This is a genomic window from Mycetocola sp. BIGb0189, assembly GCF_024810155.1.
Lineage (GTDB): Bacteria > Actinomycetota > Actinomycetes > Actinomycetales > Microbacteriaceae > Mycetocola > Mycetocola lacteus.
The window spans coordinates 240,249-255,690 of record NZ_JANUED010000004.1 but is presented as its reverse complement, the minus strand read 5'-3'; the positions used below and the strand labels follow the sequence as shown (position 1 = coordinate 255,690).

The following is a 15,442-nucleotide window of genomic DNA, read 5'->3' as shown; positions in this document are numbered from 1 at the left end:
CGTGGAATCGGGAGGATCGCCACGGCCCCGAGCGCCGTTACCCGGGTAGGCTGAATGCACCGTGCGGGATTCCGCGCGGCGAATTCGCGGGAGAGAAGAGGGCCCGATGCCGGATGTGGCACGCAACCAGCAGGGCGCGCGTGAGCGTCGCGACGCCATCGTGACGCTGCTGCGCGAGCGCGGCAGTCTCGCCGTCGCCGAGCTGCCCGAAACCTTCGAGGTGTCCCCGGAAACCATTCGCCGCGACCTGCGCGAGCTTGAGCGTGAGCGCCGGGTGGAGCGGCGCTACGGCGTGATTCGGATGGTGGAGAGCGGCGCGGTGGAAACCCCGATCGCGTTCCGCGAGACCAACCACACCGCCGAGAAGGTACGCATCGCCCAGGCCGCCGCCGGTCGCCTGGCGCAGGCGCGCACGCTGTTCCTGGACGAGGGGTTCCTGCCCGCACTGGTGGCCGAATCCCTGCCCGATGATCGCCCACTCACGGTGATCACCGCCTCGATTCCCGCGGTGCTGCGCCTGGCCAATCGGCCGCGAATCGAGGTCATCATGCTCGGCGGGCGGATCCGCCCGGCAACCCTCGGCGCCGTGGACTTTTGGGCGACCCGGGCGCTCGAGGGCTTTGTCCCCGACCTGGCGATCCTCGGTGCCAACGGCGTCTCGGTGGACGGCCTGCTGACCACCCCGGACCCGGCGGTGGCCGCGGTGAAGGAAACCGCGGTCAGGGTGAGCGCGCGACGGCTGTTCGTGGGTGACCACAACAAGTTCGGACGCACCAGTTTTGTGCGCTTCGCCAACGTCACCGACTTCGAAACGATGATCACCGGACAGGCGCTCTCGGCTTCGATCGCCCGCGAATATGCCGAGCGTGGGGCGCGGATCGTCCGGGTCTAACCCCGCCGGGTGATCCCGGTTGCGGGCGGGCGGCGGTCGTCTCCGTCGGCCACCGCGCACAACGGTCACCGCTCGGGTGCAACCGGTCAGGTTGGGACCGGTCACATCCCACAGAGCCCCGAAATACACGGATCTGGGCGCACACACATCGGTCACAAACCCACCATTCAATCGGTGGATCGCATCCCGTGTCGCGTGAAAGTCTGGGGGAACGGGTGAACACGCCCCGTGAGTCCCCAAAGGAGCAGACCGATGACCACCCAGCCGATTCCCGTGCCCATTGCCACGCTGGTACACGCAGCCGCCGATGCCAAGCCCGCCGAAACCCCCGCGGTGACCGCGTCCGGATCGGCCCCGGTGGAACTGCCCCGCTACGACCGTGCGGGCATCCGCACCGGCATTGTGCACTTCGGCCTGGGTAACTTCCACCGCGCCCACCAGGCCATGTTCCTGGATCGTCTGCTGGCCCTCGGCGAGGGCAACGAGTGGGGCATCTGTGGTGTGGGTGTGATGCCCGGGGACGCCCGCATGCGCGACGTGCTGGCCGCCCAGGACTCGCTCTACACGCTGGTGCTGAAGTCCGGCACCGGGGAGCTGGATGCCCGTGTCATCGGCTCGATCCACGACTACCGCTTCGCCCCCGATGACCGTGAAGCCGTGCTGTCCGAGCTGACCGCCGAGACCACCCGCATCGTCTCGCTCACCGTGACCGAGGGCGGCTACCGTCTGCCCGAGGAGGGTACCGAGAACCCGCTCGGTGTGTTCGATCTGATCGTCACCGGGCTCGCTCGTCGCCGCGCCGCCGGCACCGTTCCGTTCACCGTGATGAGCTGCGACAACCTGCCCGGCAACGGCGAGGTCGCCCGCGGCGTGATCCTTGAGGCCGCGCGCCGTCAGGATCCCGAGCTGGCCTCCTGGATTGCCGAGAACGTAGCCTTCCCCAGCTCGATGGTGGACCGGATCACCCCGGTCACCACCGACGCCGACCGTGCCCTGGTGCGCGACACCTTCGGCGTCGAGGACGCCTGGCCGGTTGTGGCCGAGCCGTTTGTGCAGTGGGTCCTGGAGGACCACTTCACCGCAGGTCGTCCGGCACTGGAAAAGGTCGGAGTGCAGCTGGTTTCCGACGTCGCTCCCTACGAGAAGATGAAGCTGCGCCTGCTCAACGCTAGCCACCAGGGCATGGCATACTTTGGCCTGCTGCTGGGGCACACCTTCGCCCACGAGGCCACCACGGATCCGCGCATTGTCGCGTTCCTGCACCGCTTCCTGGCCGAGTCGCGGCCGACCCTGGACCCGGTGCCCGGGATCGACCTCGACGACTATGTGAACACGCTGTTTGAGCGCTTCACCAACCCGGCCATTGCGGATACCCTGAACCGACTGGCGACCGATGCCGGCTCGCGGATCCCGACCTTTGTGCTGCCCACCATCGTGGATAACATCGCCGCCGGACGCGACGTCACCTTCGGTGCCGCCCTGGTGGCCAGCTGGGTCTTCCAGCTCGAGCGCGACGGCCACGCCCAGCCCGCGCAGACCGAGATTGAGCACAATCTCACCGCCCTGGCGTCCAAGCTGGAAGCCGAGCCGCGCGCGATCATCGAGTACGTCCCGGTCTTCGGCGACATCGCGACCCATGACGCCTTTGTCACCCCGTATCTGGCGACCCTGGAAGCCCTGCGCCGGGACGGTGCCGCGGCGACCCTGGACGCGCTGAACGGTTCGGCCGAGTGAGCCGATCCACTAGCCTGAAGACACTGGTTGTCAAAGGAGAAACCGCATGAGTAACACCCGCGCATTTGTGATCGGCGAGGCCCTGACCGACATCGTTTCGGGACCGAACGGCACCGCCGAACACCCCGGCGGGAGCCCGCTGAACGTGGCGATCGGCCTGTCCCGGCTCGACGTTCCCACGACCCTGCACACCCGCTTTGGCAAGGATGAGCGGGGTGCCGCGATCACCGCCCACCTCGCCGAGAGCGATGTCGAGCTGAGCGCCGAGTCCGTGACCGACGCCCCCACCGCGACCGCCCAGGCCAACCTGGATGAGACCGGAGCGGCGACCTACACGTTTGAAATCACCGGCGAGCTGGCCTCGATCGAGGTACCGGCGGATGTGACCCTGGTGCACACCGGCTCGATCGCCGCGTTCCTCGCCCCCGGCGCGGACGTGGTGGAGTCGATGCTCGCCGCCGCCCGCTCCCACGCGCTGATCAGCTTCGACCCCAACGTGCGCCCGATGATCGTGCCCGACCGCGAAGACGTCCGGGCGCGCACCGAGCGGATCGCCGCGCTGGCGGACGTCATCAAGCTCAGCGATGAGGACGCCGCCTGGCTCTACCCCGAGCTGACTCAGGAGCAGGTGCTCGCACACCTCGCCTCCTTCGGCGCCGGCCTGACCGCGATGACCCGCGGCGGCGAGGGCTGCCTGCTGTTCACCGGCGGGGTGCACACCGAGGCGAAGGCTCCGCGGGTCAGCGTGGCCGACACCATCGGTGCCGGCGACTCGTTTATGGCCGCGATGCTCGCGGCGATCCTGCGCCTGGACGCTGGAGCATCGGTGCGCGCCGGCTCGCTCGATTCCGAGACCTTGGATCTGATCGCCCAGGATGCGCTGACCGCCGCGGCGATCACCGTCTCCCGCGCCGGTGCTAACCCGCCGCGCACGGCGGAGCTGCGCGGCTAGAACGCGTGTGAACAAACGGCCGGTGCATGCACCGGCCGTTTGTGGTTAGGCGGGAACCGCGGCCCCCACGCCCTGCTCCTTCGCCCAGTGCTGACCCCAGGCATCCATCATCGCGACCATCTCGCGCAGCGATTCGCCCAGCGGGGTCAGCGAGTACTCAACCTTCGGCGGCACCTGCGGGTACACCTCGCGGTGGATGATCCCGTCCGCCTCAAGCTCGCGCAGCTGGCGGGTGAGGACCCGATCGGTGACGTAGCCGACCTCGCGGCGCAGCTCGCCAAAGCGCAGCGTGCCCTCGAGCAGCTTTTGAATGATGGTGAGCTTCCAGCAGCCGCCGAGCAGGCTCACGGTGACCTCGACCGAACAGATTTCCATGGCTTCGGCGGTGCTTGTACGCATTGACACTATCCCAACGGTTAGTAGCTGACAGAAAAGTGCATACTTCCCAAAATTGAATGCACCTGTTGGAATCGTCTCATGACAAAAACTCAGCCACAAGCCCTCTGGATTTACGCCCACCCCGAGGCGAAGTCCTTCAACCGCGACCTTTTTGACGCCGGCCGGGCCGAGCTGGAGAAAACCCACACCGTGGAAACCAGCGATCTCTATGCGATGGGTTTTGACCCGCTGCTCACCAGCGCCGATTTCGGCAGCCACGCCCACGACGACGACCCCTTCATGACACGCTGGGTTTCGGCCCGCGCCGACGGCGAGGTTCCCGCCGACGTCCTCGCCGAGCAGAACAAGCTCCTGGCCGCCGACCTGATCGTGATTCAGTTCCCGCTGTGGTGGTACGCGGTTCCGGCGATGCTCAAGGGGTGGATGGACCGGGTGTTTACCTCGGGCTTCGCGTTCGACATCGAGGATCCCGAAACCGGCGGCAGCCTGCGCTACGGCGACGGCCTGATGGTGGGTAAGCGCGCGCTGATCGTGGTTACCGCGGGGGAGCACGCCACGGCCCTGGGTCCGCGCGGCATCTCCGGGGACATCGACACGCTGCTGTTCGGGCTGACCCACGGCACCCTGTTCTACACCGGAATGTCGACCCTGTCGATCCACCTGATCGACCAGGCCGATGACACCACCGCCGAGAGCTCGGCTCGGGAGATCACCCGTCTGACCGAGCGCCTGGCCGGCGTGCACGAGGAGGCACCGGTGCCCTACCGCACCCGCAAGAGCGGCCAGTACCGACCCGCGCGTGTGCTGCGCGACGAGTTCGTCCCCGGCCGCGTGGATCTGGGAATCCACCGCACCGAGAGCGAGTAACGAGGACGCCCGGGCACGCCGCCTCCCCCTGGAGCGTGGTCGGGCCTCCCGGCTAGACTCGGTTCCAGGCGTGTGCGACCTCCGGCCGCGCCCCGACAGCAGGGATGGTTCTTCGATGACGCAGGCCGAGCAGGTTACCGATCCGATCGCCTATCACGGGGAGGGTGCCGTGTGGTCACCCGCCTGGGGTGGACTGCGCTGGGTGGACATGCTCGCCGGAGACATCCTCAGCCTCGATGCGCGCACCGGCCGGGTGGACCGCCTGGACACCGGATCCTCGGTGGCCGCGATGATCCGTCCCCGCAAAAACGGCGGCTTCCTGGTGGTGACCGAGCGCGAGTTTGCGCTCTGGAACGAGAGCGGCCAGGAGTGGGTCTCGGACCCGGTGTGGCAGGGTGCCTCGCACCGCTTCAACGAGGGCAGCACGACCCCCGAGGGCAACCTCTTTGTGGGCACGATGGGTTACGACCAGGTTCCCGGAACCGCCGAGGTATTTGGCTTCGGCGCGAACCGCGAAATCACCCCGCTCTTTGACGGCGTAACCATTTCCAACGGCATGGGATTCACCGCGGATGGTTCCCTGATGTACTACGTGGACACCCCCACCCGCCGCATCGACGTGTTCGACTACGCGGACGGCACCCCCACCAACCGTCGCCCCTTCGTGACCCTGCCCGAGGGCATCGGCGGTCCGGATGGGCTGTGCGTGGATGCCGAGGACGGCGTCTGGCTCGCCCTCTACGGCGGCTCGGGCGTGCGCCGGTATGACCGCCACGGGGTGCTGACCGACACGATTGACCTGCCGGTGAGCAAGGTCACCTCCTGCACCCTGGGCGGCGAGGACCTGCGTACCCTCTACATCACCACCTCGCGGGAGTTCCTGGAGCCGCATGAGGAGCCGCTGGCCGGATCGGTGTTTGCGGCGACCGTCGCGATCCCTGGTCGTCCCGTCACCCCGTTTGCGGGTTAGGGCATGGGCGCGCTGAACGAAACCCCGCTGCTCGGGGTCCTCTTCGATATGGATGGCACCCTGGTGGATTCCACCGAGTTCATCGAGTTCGCCTGGTCTAGCTGGGCCCGGGACCTCGGGGTGGAGACGCCGCCGCTCGAGCGCCGTCACGGACGCCCGGCCCGCGACATCATTGCCGAGTTTGCCCCGCCCGAGCGCTTTGACTACGCCTTCGACCGGCTGGAATGGTGGGAAACTCGGCCGGATGCGCCGATCACCCCGCGGCCCGGGGTGCACGACTTCATTGCTCGGCTGGGCGATATCCCCTGGACCGTGGTGACCTCGGCCACCTATCCGGTGGCCCTCGCTCGGCTGAACGCCGCGGGCATCTCGGTCCCGGACACGATGGTGACCGCCCGCGACGTGACGCGTGGCAAGCCCGATCCCGAACCCTTTGCGACCGGGGCCGCCCGGCTGGGCCTGGACCCGGCCACCTGCTTTGCGGTGGAGGATGCCGAGGCCGGAGTGCGTGCGGCCGTGGGGGCGGGCTGCGTGACCCTGGCCACCTCTTCGATCGCCTCCGAACGCACCCTGCTGGCCCCGCTCGCTCACGCGGTGCTGCCGGACCTGCGCGGGGTGCGGGTGGAGGGGGACCGCACCGGTTTCCGCATCCTGCTGCCCGAGAGTTAACCGCGTATTTCATTGATCCGTGAATCGTGTTAGCGTTGATTCATGGATCATCGTGAACGCATCATCGAGGTGACCGCGCGCCTGCTCGCCGACTCATCCACCGGCGAGGTCTCCACGCGCGCCGTGGCCGAGGCCGCGGGGGTACAACAGCCGACCCTATATCGCCTGTTTGGGGATAAGGACGGCTTGATTCGCGCCACCATCGACGCCGCATTCGAGTCCTACCTCGGTGGGAAGCGGGCGGCGGTACCGGGGGAGGACCCGGTGGCCGACGTGCGCGAGGGTTGGGATCGCCACACCGCGTTTGCCCTGGCCCACCCGGCCCTCTACCGACTGACCTTCCAGGGCGGGGCCGATGCCCCGGGCGGTGCGCTCGCCGAGGCCTACGACCTGCTCGGTGACCTCGTGGTGCGCGCCGGTGCCGCCGGCCGGTTGCGCATCGACGCCGACCGGGCGACCCGCACGATCATGGCCGCCAACACCGGTATCGCCCTCGCCCTGGTCACCCGCCCCGAGCTGCACCCGGACGCCTCGATCTCCGATACCGTTCGGGATGTGACCCTCGCCGGGATCTTCACCGACGCCGCGGCCCCGGGCACCTCGGCGGTGGCCGGTGCCGCCACCACCCTCGCCAGCGCCCTGGAACACGGGACCGACGAGCGCGTGGACGCCGCCGCCTTCACCGCCGCCGAAACGGCCTTGCTGCGCGAATGGCTGGGCCGGATGGGAGGTGCCGCATGATCGGCGGCGAGGCCATCGAGTTCCTGCGCACGGTGAAGGAGGGCGACCGGATCGTGGTCCGCTATCGCCTGCCCGATGGCAGCGCTACCGACGCCCTGGGCTGGTTCCTGCGCGCGGATGAGAGCGCGGTGGCCATCGCGACCAAGCGCGGCATGGAGGTGGTGGCATTCGCGACGGTAATCGCCGCCAAGCAGGTTCCGCCGCCACCAGAACCCCGCAGCCGTCGGACCGCATAGTGCCACCGCGCGGCACACTCGGGGAACCCCGCAGCCGCAGGACCGACTAGCCGCAGGACCGCGGGCTAGTCCCGGGGGTGCGCGTGTGCGAGCAGCTCGATGCGCTCGTCGAGGTACGCGCCGAGGCCAATTGCCGCCGCATCGTTGCCGGGAACCCAGCGCACCAGCGGCTCGCCGTCGCGCAGAAACAGCGCCCCGGGGGAGGCCGCCAGCGCTTCGGGGTCCTGATCGATCGGTGTCCACCCCAGATTGATCACGGTACCCGGCGCAATCTTTGCCCGCTGCGCGGCGCTGCGGTACTCCCGGCGCTGCTCGGCCAGCACCGATTGGTGCCCCGGCCAGCCGGGTTCACTCGCCCGCACCACCTCGCCGGTCTCGTAGAGGTCGCCGTCCGGGCCGAGCAGCAGGCTGCCCAGCCGCCACACCTCGCCGCGCGGGATGACCGCCGCTCGCCGCGGAATCATCAGCCGGGTGTGTGCCGGCACGAACTCTGCGCGCAGCTCGGGAGGAAGCCCCGCCGCGCGCAGGCTGTCGAGCGCCCGGGTAATGATCTCGGGCAGCGGGGGGACACGATCACTCATGGAGATCCTTCGAGACTCGCGGACGTTCTGCCCCTATCGTCCCACGCCGGTCGAACCCGAGGGACGAACCCGCTACGCTCGGAGCATGTCCGACATCACCTATGCCTCGATTGATCCGCGCGATCCGCTCGCCCTGTCGATTCTGACCTCGTTCCTGCGCGAGGACGCGGAGCGCCGAGACGGTGTGGTTCCCGATCCCGAGCGGGTCCGGGTGGCACTGGGTGCCGCCGAGATCGCCGGGCTGCAGGGCGCGGGCGGCGACCTGATTATCGCCCGGCGCGGAGACGCCGTGCTCGGCTGCGGCGGCGTGCGCTGGATCGACGGGGATACCGCCGAGCCCACGCTGATCTATGCGCTGCCCGCCTTCCGTGACGCGGGCATCGAGGCCGGCATCGGTGCCGAGCTGGAGCGCCGCGCACGCCTCACCGGGCGGCGCGGCGTCCCACGCGTTTAGCCCTCGGCCGGATAGGTGTAGAAGCCCTCACCGGTGCCGCGGCCCAGCTTGCCCTTATCGATGAAGTTCTCCTTGAGATACGCGGCAAACTCGGCCCGCGGCGCACCCGCGGCCAGTGCGATGTTGTAGGCGGTGTTCAGCCCCACCACGTCGAGGATCTGGAATGGACCCATCGGTGAACCGGTGCCCACGCGCCAGGTCTGGTCCACACTTTCCGGGGTGGCGTATCCGCCGGTCACCAGGTCCGCGGCGGCGTCCAGCAGCGGGACCAACAGCGAGTTGAGCAGGTAGCCGGCCTTCTCCTTGTAAATCTCGATCGGCACCATGCCGATCTCCTTGGCAAACTCCACCACCTGGGCAAACACCGCCGGGTCGGTCTGCGGGCTGCCCATGATCTCGGCCGTGTTGTGAATCCAGACGCGGTTGGCGAAGTGCAGGGCGAGGAAGCGATCGGGGCGTCCGGTGGACGGGGCGATGTCGCTCGGCAGCAGCGTCGAGGAGTTGGTTGCGAAGATCGTGTGCTCGGGTGCGGCGGCCGCGAGACGGGTGTAGGTGTCGGTCTTGATGTTGATGTTTTCGGGCACGGCCTCGATCACCAGGTCCGCATTCGCGACGGCCTCGGCCAGATCGGTCGAATAGGAAATATTTGCCAGGCCCCGAGCGGCGCTCTCCTCGGTCGCCCCGGGGAGTTCCCGGGCATACACCTTGGCGAGTTCGGCGAAGCGGGTACGGGCCGCCTCGATTGCCGCATCGTTGATGTCATAGGCCACCACGGGGAACCCGTGAATCGCGGTCTGAAAGACAATCTGAGAGCCGAGAACACCGGTCCCAAGGACGGTGATGTTACGCATACTGACCTCTTCTGAAGATACCTTGATGGGCCCGGGATGATGGGCCCGTACCTCCATCATGCACCTGTTATGAAAACTCGGCTAGGGGGTGCCCGATACGGGTGCCCCGTTTGCGGGTGTATGTTCGCCGAGCGCAAAAATGTATAGTGACGGCGGGGGCGAACCGGCCAGATCCAGACCGGCGTATAACGGGAAAGATCACAAGGAGCCGAAACTGATTCGCCTGTCTGCGCGCCTCCCACGGCTCGCACTTACTCGAGCAACGCTGATTCCGCGCCTGGATATTTCCGGGTTGGTGCTGATTGAAGCCCCGCCCGGTGCCGGTAAAACCACGCTGGTTTCTCAGTGGTCGGCCGCCCGTCCCGATCGCTCGGGGGTGTGGGTGGGGGCGAGCCGAACCGAATCCCGCGCCCGGTTCTGGGGGGTGCTGCACCTGCTGCTTACAGCCCGAGAATCTGTGGAACCGGCCGGGGCGTTTTCCCGCGAGGGCCTGATTCGCTGGCTCGGACCGCTGGGGGAGCAGACCATCGTCATCCGGGACGCCCATCGCATCACCGATCCGGAAATCCTCGAGGACATCGTGCGCGTGGTTCGGGCCTGCGCCAATATTCGCTTTATCGTGTTTGGTCGCGATCTCGGGGCGCTGCTGGCCCGTGCCGACGGCGCCGGGATCGAGCGTGAGCTACTCACCCGCCAGGACCTTCTGCTCGGTGAGGACGAGACCGCCGGCTATTTTCGTCTGCTGGGCTATGCGGAACCCGAACGCGCGGCCGCCGCGAGCGGTTCCCGTCTGGACGGAACCTTCGGCACACTGCACGCGGTGGCGCACGGCAATCCCGCGCATCCGCTGGTCACCCCATCCGGCGGGCTGCTCAACGGTGGTGACACCGTCTTTGACTGGTATCTGGATCGTGTGCGCGCCGAACTGGCGACCGACGCCAGCTACACCCGTTTCCTCGCCCTTGGGCTGCCCGATGAGATTCCCGCCGACCTGATTTCCGCGGTGACCGAGGGCGATTCCGACGCCACCGCGCGGATTTCCGGCCTGTTGAACGTGGGGGTGTTTGGGCCCGATGCCCGTGATGCCGATGCCGCCGGACGCTATCCGCTGATCCTGGGACCCCGGTTGCGCGCGCGGATGGTCACCGAGCTGCGCGAGGCGTACCCCACCCAGCATGCGGGGGCCGCGCGACGCATCATCCGCTGGAAGATGCGCAACGGGTATCCGGCCGAGGCGCTGGCTCGGGCGGTCGCGATCGGCGATCTGGAGCTGGCCACCGAGGTGGTGTGGCGCAATTTTGGACCGCTGATGAGCCGGCACGGGTCGGTGGTGGCCCGGAGTCTGCGCCGCATCCCGCTGGGCGAGATTCGACACTTCCCGATGCTCTGCATGACCCTCGCCCTGGTGTACAACTCCAGCGGCTTGACCCGCCTGCGAGGCACCGAATACTTCGGGTTGGCCCTCGCCGCGGTGCGTGACCGCCTGGTGACCGCGCCGGTGCATGAGCGCGCACTGCTGCTCTCGATGCAGTCGGTGGCCAACCGGGTGATCGGCCGGTTTGGTCCCGCGGTCGCGGCCGCCAAACTCGCCGAGGACGCGATTATCGCGCTGCCCATGGATGCTCGGGAAACCCTGGGGCCGGTGCTGCCCGTGCTGGGAGCACACCTGGCGATCACCCTGCACTATGCCGGAAACAGCGTGCACGCCCTGGAAATTCTGGGGGCCGCGCTGGCCGCCACCGACTCCTCGATCCCCGAGGATCGGGTGCATGTGCTCGCGCTGATCGCCGGAATCTCGGCCGCGCGTGGCGACTTCAGCAAGACTCGTGAGGCGCTGGCCCGACTCGACCAGATCGGCCCGCTGGTCGCCCAAAACCGGCTCTACCTCACCACCCTGGAGGCCACCGCCCGTGCCACCCTGGCGCTTGAACAGGGCGACCCGGACCGAGCCGTGGCCTTCCTGGAGACGTATCGGGAGGAGCTGGAAACCAGCGAGCACTGGCCCGCCGCCCTCAGCATCCTGACCCTGGCCGATCTGATGCGGGGCATGCGGGTGGGAGCGATTACCCGCTTGGAATCGCGGCTCAACGATGAGCGGCGCCCGCCGATTCATCCGCTGGTGCGCAGCCGGCTGACCATCTTGCGCGCGGATCTGGAACTCTTTGGTGGGGACCTGGCTCGTGCCGATCGCCTGGCCGCGCAGCTGATCTCCTCGGACCCCGAAACCGTGCTGTATCGCGCTCGACGCGAGCTGGCCGCCGGACAGGTGCGTGACTGCGCGGTGCGGGTCAGCGAGCTGTCCCTCGATGCCCTCAGCCCGCGCTGGCAGGTGCTCTCCAAGCTGCTGCTGGCGGCGGCCACCGTGGATGATGACGATCCGCGGCTCAGCCTGGACGCGCTGGAGGCTGCCCTGGCGATCCTCGCCGAAACCGGGGTCACACTCGCCCTGCTTGCGGTTCCCTACGAGCGGCTGGTCCGGCTCGAGGCGCGGGCCCGATCCGAGGGGCGGGTGGCCCTCGCGGACGCCCTGACCGTGCGGCTGGGCAGCCTGCCCAACGTCTGGGAGTCCGCCCCCGAACACGTGCACCTCACCACGCGGGAGCGGCTGGTCCTGCGTCACCTCGCTCACGGGCTGACCGCCCCCGAGATTGCACGGGCCCTGACCGTGTCGCCCAACACCGTGAAGACCCAGTCCCGATCCGTGTATCGCAAGCTGGGTGTCAGCACCCGAGGGGATGCGATTATGCGTGCGGCGCGGTTGGGGCTCATCGGCGATCCCACTCCGTAACCGATCCCGGGTGAACCCGAGGGTGAAAAGCGCGGCTCCGGGCATCACCCACAGAAATCCGGGGATACGCTGATCCACGAATCCTCCTCCCCCCTAAGGACGGACCGTCCCCGCCTCGATGCCCACAGCGCTTGAGGCGGGGATTTTTCATCAGCGGACGCCGGGACCTCGGGCGTGTACCCGGGTGCGCTGGCTAGGATGGCCAGACAGCGCACACAGCCGAGGAGACCCGCGATGAGAGATACCGAGCCCGCACCCGTTCCCGTTTCGCGTGACGCCCGGCACACTCGGGCAACCCCGGAACCCGCGGCCCCCGGTGCTCGTGCCTCCCATGATTTCCGGGTGGATCTGGAGCGGATTCGATTCTCGCCGTACTTTTCCCGGCTCTCCGCGGTCACCCAGGTGATGCCCCAGGCCACCAGCGGCCCGGTCATCCACAACCGGCTGACCCATTCGATTAAGGTCACCGCTGTGGCGCGGGAGATCGCCGTGGGGCTGCTCTATGCCGACGCCCCGACCCGGGCCATCATCGACCGCCTGGGCGGCTGCGATCCGGTGGTGGTGCAGGCGGCCGCCAGCGCACACGATCTGGGACACCCACCCTTCGGTCACCTCGGTGAGCAGGTGCTGGACCGGGTGGCCCGCGATCACCTGGGGCTCACCGAGGGCTTCGAGGGCAACGCGCAGACCCTGCGCATCCTTGCCGAGCTCGACACCCACGGCGCCGCCCAGCCCGGGCTCAACCTCACCACCGCGGTGCGTGCGGCGGTGCTGAAGTATCCCTGGACCCGCCTTGAGTGGCGCGATGCGTACACCGATCTGCCACCGCATGAGCGTCCGCGTGGGGTGGGTCAGCCGAGTGTCACCGGGGCGCATAAGTTCTCGGTGTACTCGCTGCACGCCCGCGAGGTGGAGGCCGTGCGCGCCGCGTATCCGGCGATCGCGCCGTGGCAGCAGACGGTGGAGTGTTCGATCATGGACATCGCCGATGACATCGCCTACTCGCTGCACGACCTCGATGACTTCTACCGGGCCGGGGTGCTGCAGCACGCAACCGTCTCGGCGGAGCTGCGCAGCTGGCTGCGGGATCGGGCGGAGATGGCGGCCCTGGACGCCGCCGAACTGGCCGCGCGTCCGCGTGTGCCCGGATACCGGTTGGAGGCTCTGCGCCGTCACCTGCTCAGCCGCGACGGCTGGATCGCCGACGATGAGGCCTTCGGGAACGCGGTGGATCGGGTGGCCGAGGAACTCGTGGACGGCCTGCTGGCCGTGCCCTTTGACGGCGGGATCGGGAGTGAGCGCGAGCTCTCGGCGTTCATCCGTCGCTGGCTCGATCGCTTCCAGGCCTCGATCGTGGTGGAGGAGCACCCTCACGTGCGCAGTAGCCACGTTCGCCTGGCCACCCAGGCCTGGCACGATGTGATGGTGCTGAAGTTTGTGCACACCCGCTTTGTGCTGGAAAACCCCGACCTCGCGACCACCCAGCGCGGGCAGGCGCGGCTGGTGGAGGCGCTGGTGCGTGGGCTGGATGAGTGGCTGCGTGATCCCGACGATGCGGCCCGTGCCCCGCGCCGCCTGCTGGAGCAGGTGGAGGAGGCGACGCAAAGCTATCATGAGCTGCGTCGGGACGATCCCTGGCGACTGCAGGGGGTCAGCGACGATGCCAGCCTGGCCCGGCGAGGTCGGGGGCGCGCGGTGATCGACTATGTCGCCTCACTCACCGATGCCCAGGCGCAGTCGGTGACCGCTCAGCTGGGACGCTAACCCAACTCGATGCTCGGGTCCGGTCGGTGACCAAATGTCCCCCATTTGGTCGACCGCTTGTCCCCAGTTTCAAACCGGGGCGGCGTGTTGGCCGATCCGATTGGTCCACGATCGCTTCCGGCAATACTCTCGGAGCTGAATTTTCGCGCGCCCGAATCGCGTGAAGGTGGGCGTGAGCTCCCGCGGAAGACCTTCCGCGTGGGCACTCACGCGTGGCATACGCGGTGAACGCGCGTGAGAGGATCCTCCCCCGAATGACCCTGAAAACCAAACCCAAGGTTGGCCCCAGCACCTGGATTATTGGTGCCCTGGTAGCCATTTTCGCCTTCTCGATGCTCGGCAGCGGCGGCTTTGGCCTGATGCTCAGCATGCTGGGACTGGCCGGGGTGGCCACCGGGATCTATGTGGTGGTCACCGGTCGGACCAGCTGGGCCCGTCTGCCCCGCTCGCGCGCGGTGGGCGGCATGGTGGTGGCGCTGAGTATGGTTGCCCTGATCGTGGGTGCGGTAGTCTCGCCCACCCGCGCAACCCAGCCCGATGATCGCCCGGCGGCATTTGCTGCCAGTGCGTCGCCGCGACCGAGTGTCAGCCCCTCGCCCAGCCCCTCTGCGACTGGGCCGGCGTTCCCCGGAAAGTTCGAGGAGGCCGAGACCGCGAGTGACACGCTCGACGCCCTGGATGTGCAGCCGGCCACAACCGAAACCCCGTTTGACGGGGAGAGCCAGTTCGGGATCGAGGCGTCCGCCCCGCAGAAGGTTACGGGGGACCTGACCGATCCGTATACCGGCCGCGTGATCAAGGCGCGCAAGGGCGAGGTGCCCGCCACCTCGATCCGTCAGGATCACGTGGTCTCGCTCAAGAACGCCTGGGAAACCGGCGCGCAGGACCTGAGCCCCGAACGACGCAAGCTGTTGGCGACCGACCCGCTGAACGTGGTCACCGTGTCCGCCTCGACCCAGAAGAAAAAGCTGGATGCGGATGCAACCGGCTGGCTCCCCTCCGACCAGGACTACCGCTGCGCCTATGTGGCCCGGCAGCTGTCGGTGAAGGCCGTGTACGGGCTGTGGGTGACCCCCGAGGAGCATGCGCGTATTGCCGAGGTCCTGGCAACCTGCCCGGCCCAGGTGACCGTGCACTCGCCGGTGACCCGTGCCGAGCCGCGTCCGACCCCGACCCCGGAACCGCCGGCTGCACCGGAACCCGAGCCTGCTCCCGCGCCGGCACCGGTACCCGCTCCCGCGCCTGCCCCGGCCAAGCCTGCACCTGCCCCGGCGAAGCCTGCTCCGGCTCCCGCCCCGGCGAAGCCCGCTGCTCCGCCCGCACCCGCACCCGCGCCGCCGCCCGCACCCGCGCCTCCGGCCGGCGGGGGAACCGTGCACCCGGGTTCGTTCTGTTCTTCGGGCGGGGCGACCGGACACACGGCCAAGGGAACCCCGATGGTCTGTGGCACCGCGAAGGACGGCCGCCTGCGCTGGATCTCGCGGTAGCACACCGTCCCGCGGCGCTCCGTGACGCCGCCCACACCCGCGCCTGTGCCGCCCGGT

Annotated in this window: 15 protein-coding genes; 12 read left to right on the top strand and 3 right to left on the bottom strand. The window is 68.5% G+C overall.

Translation table 11 applies throughout. From position 1 onward, the window contains the following. The first annotated feature begins 106 nt into the window (after positions 1–106). From M2390_RS08275 to M2390_RS08265, 3 genes are all read left to right on the top strand, one after another. Positions 107–892 carry a DeoR/GlpR family DNA-binding transcription regulator gene (locus M2390_RS08275; RefSeq protein ID WP_030149127.1) on the top strand — a complete coding sequence of 262 codons (786 nt, stop codon included), beginning with the start codon at positions 107–109 and terminating at the stop codon, positions 890–892. A gap of 252 nt (positions 893–1,144) precedes the next feature. After that, positions 1,145–2,626 (top strand): mannitol dehydrogenase family protein, encoded by a 1,482-nt coding sequence (locus M2390_RS08270; RefSeq protein ID WP_259177972.1) that lies wholly within the window; start codon positions 1,145–1,147, stop codon positions 2,624–2,626. Positions 2,627–2,672: 46 nt separating this feature from the next. After that, positions 2,673–3,578: a carbohydrate kinase gene (locus M2390_RS08265; RefSeq protein WP_259177971.1), complete on the top strand. Its 906-nt coding sequence runs from the start codon at positions 2,673–2,675 to the stop codon at positions 3,576–3,578. A 45-nt stretch (positions 3,579–3,623) separates the two neighbouring features. On the opposite strand, the gene M2390_RS08260 is transcribed toward M2390_RS08265, so the two are convergent. After that, positions 3,624–3,977, bottom strand: coding sequence for a helix-turn-helix domain-containing protein (locus tag M2390_RS08260; RefSeq protein ID WP_259177970.1), 354 nt, complete (start codon positions 3,975–3,977; stop codon positions 3,624–3,626). A 78-nt stretch (positions 3,978–4,055) separates the two neighbouring features. Between M2390_RS08260 and M2390_RS08255 the strand changes: the two genes are divergently transcribed. From M2390_RS08255 to M2390_RS08235, 5 genes are all read left to right on the top strand, one after another. After that, the gene (locus M2390_RS08255; RefSeq protein ID WP_259177969.1) at positions 4,056–4,844 is read left to right on the top strand and encodes an NAD(P)H-dependent oxidoreductase; all 789 of its coding nucleotides are present in this window, start codon (positions 4,056–4,058) and stop codon (positions 4,842–4,844) included. 115 nt (positions 4,845–4,959) lie between these two features. Then, positions 4,960–5,814 carry an SMP-30/gluconolactonase/LRE family protein gene (locus M2390_RS08250; RefSeq protein ID WP_259177968.1) on the top strand — a complete coding sequence of 285 codons (855 nt, stop codon included), beginning with the start codon at positions 4,960–4,962 and terminating at the stop codon, positions 5,812–5,814. A 3-nt stretch (positions 5,815–5,817) separates the two neighbouring features. Next, positions 5,818–6,483 (top strand): HAD-IA family hydrolase, encoded by a 666-nt coding sequence (locus M2390_RS08245; protein WP_259177967.1) that lies wholly within the window; start codon positions 5,818–5,820, stop codon positions 6,481–6,483. Between the two features lie 42 nt (positions 6,484–6,525). Next, positions 6,526–7,224 (top strand): TetR/AcrR family transcriptional regulator, encoded by a 699-nt coding sequence (locus M2390_RS08240; protein ID WP_259177966.1) that lies wholly within the window; start codon positions 6,526–6,528, stop codon positions 7,222–7,224. Then, the gene (locus M2390_RS08235) at positions 7,221–7,460 is read left to right on the top strand and encodes a thioesterase family protein (protein ID WP_259177965.1); all 240 of its coding nucleotides are present in this window, start codon (positions 7,221–7,223) and stop codon (positions 7,458–7,460) included. The genes M2390_RS08240 and M2390_RS08235 overlap by 4 nt, the downstream gene beginning before the upstream one ends. Positions 7,461–7,525: 65 nt before the next feature. On the opposite strand, the gene M2390_RS08230 is transcribed toward M2390_RS08235, so the two are convergent. After that, positions 7,526–8,041 (bottom strand): hypothetical protein, encoded by a 516-nt coding sequence (locus tag M2390_RS08230; protein WP_259177964.1) that lies wholly within the window; start codon positions 8,039–8,041, stop codon positions 7,526–7,528. An 85-nt stretch (positions 8,042–8,126) separates the two neighbouring features. Between M2390_RS08230 and M2390_RS08225 the strand changes: the two genes are divergently transcribed. Beyond that, the gene (locus M2390_RS08225; protein ID WP_259177963.1) at positions 8,127–8,495 is read left to right on the top strand and encodes a hypothetical protein; all 369 of its coding nucleotides are present in this window, start codon (positions 8,127–8,129) and stop codon (positions 8,493–8,495) included. Here the strand turns inward: M2390_RS08225 and M2390_RS08220 are convergent. Further along, complete coding sequence (locus tag M2390_RS08220; RefSeq protein WP_259177962.1) at positions 8,492–9,346, bottom strand: 3-hydroxyacyl-CoA dehydrogenase; 855 nt, start codon at positions 9,344–9,346, stop codon at positions 8,492–8,494. The two genes, M2390_RS08225 and M2390_RS08220, sit on opposite strands and share 4 nt — an antisense overlap. 295 nt (positions 9,347–9,641) lie before the next feature. Between M2390_RS08220 and M2390_RS08215 the strand changes: the two genes are divergently transcribed. The 3 genes from M2390_RS08215 to M2390_RS08205 all read left to right on the top strand — a co-directional run bounded on the left by M2390_RS08215 (position 9,642) and on the right by M2390_RS08205 (position 15,385). After that, complete coding sequence (locus M2390_RS08215; protein ID WP_259178072.1) at positions 9,642–12,134, top strand: LuxR C-terminal-related transcriptional regulator; 2,493 nt, start codon at positions 9,642–9,644, stop codon at positions 12,132–12,134. A gap of 234 nt (positions 12,135–12,368) precedes the next feature. Further along, complete coding sequence (locus tag M2390_RS08210) at positions 12,369–13,898, top strand: deoxyguanosinetriphosphate triphosphohydrolase family protein (RefSeq protein WP_259177961.1); 1,530 nt, start codon at positions 12,369–12,371, stop codon at positions 13,896–13,898. A 254-nt stretch (positions 13,899–14,152) separates the two neighbouring features. Then, positions 14,153–15,385, top strand: coding sequence for a DUF1524 domain-containing protein (locus tag M2390_RS08205; protein WP_259177960.1), 1,233 nt, complete (start codon positions 14,153–14,155; stop codon positions 15,383–15,385). The last annotated feature ends 57 nt before the right edge of the window (positions 15,386–15,442 follow it).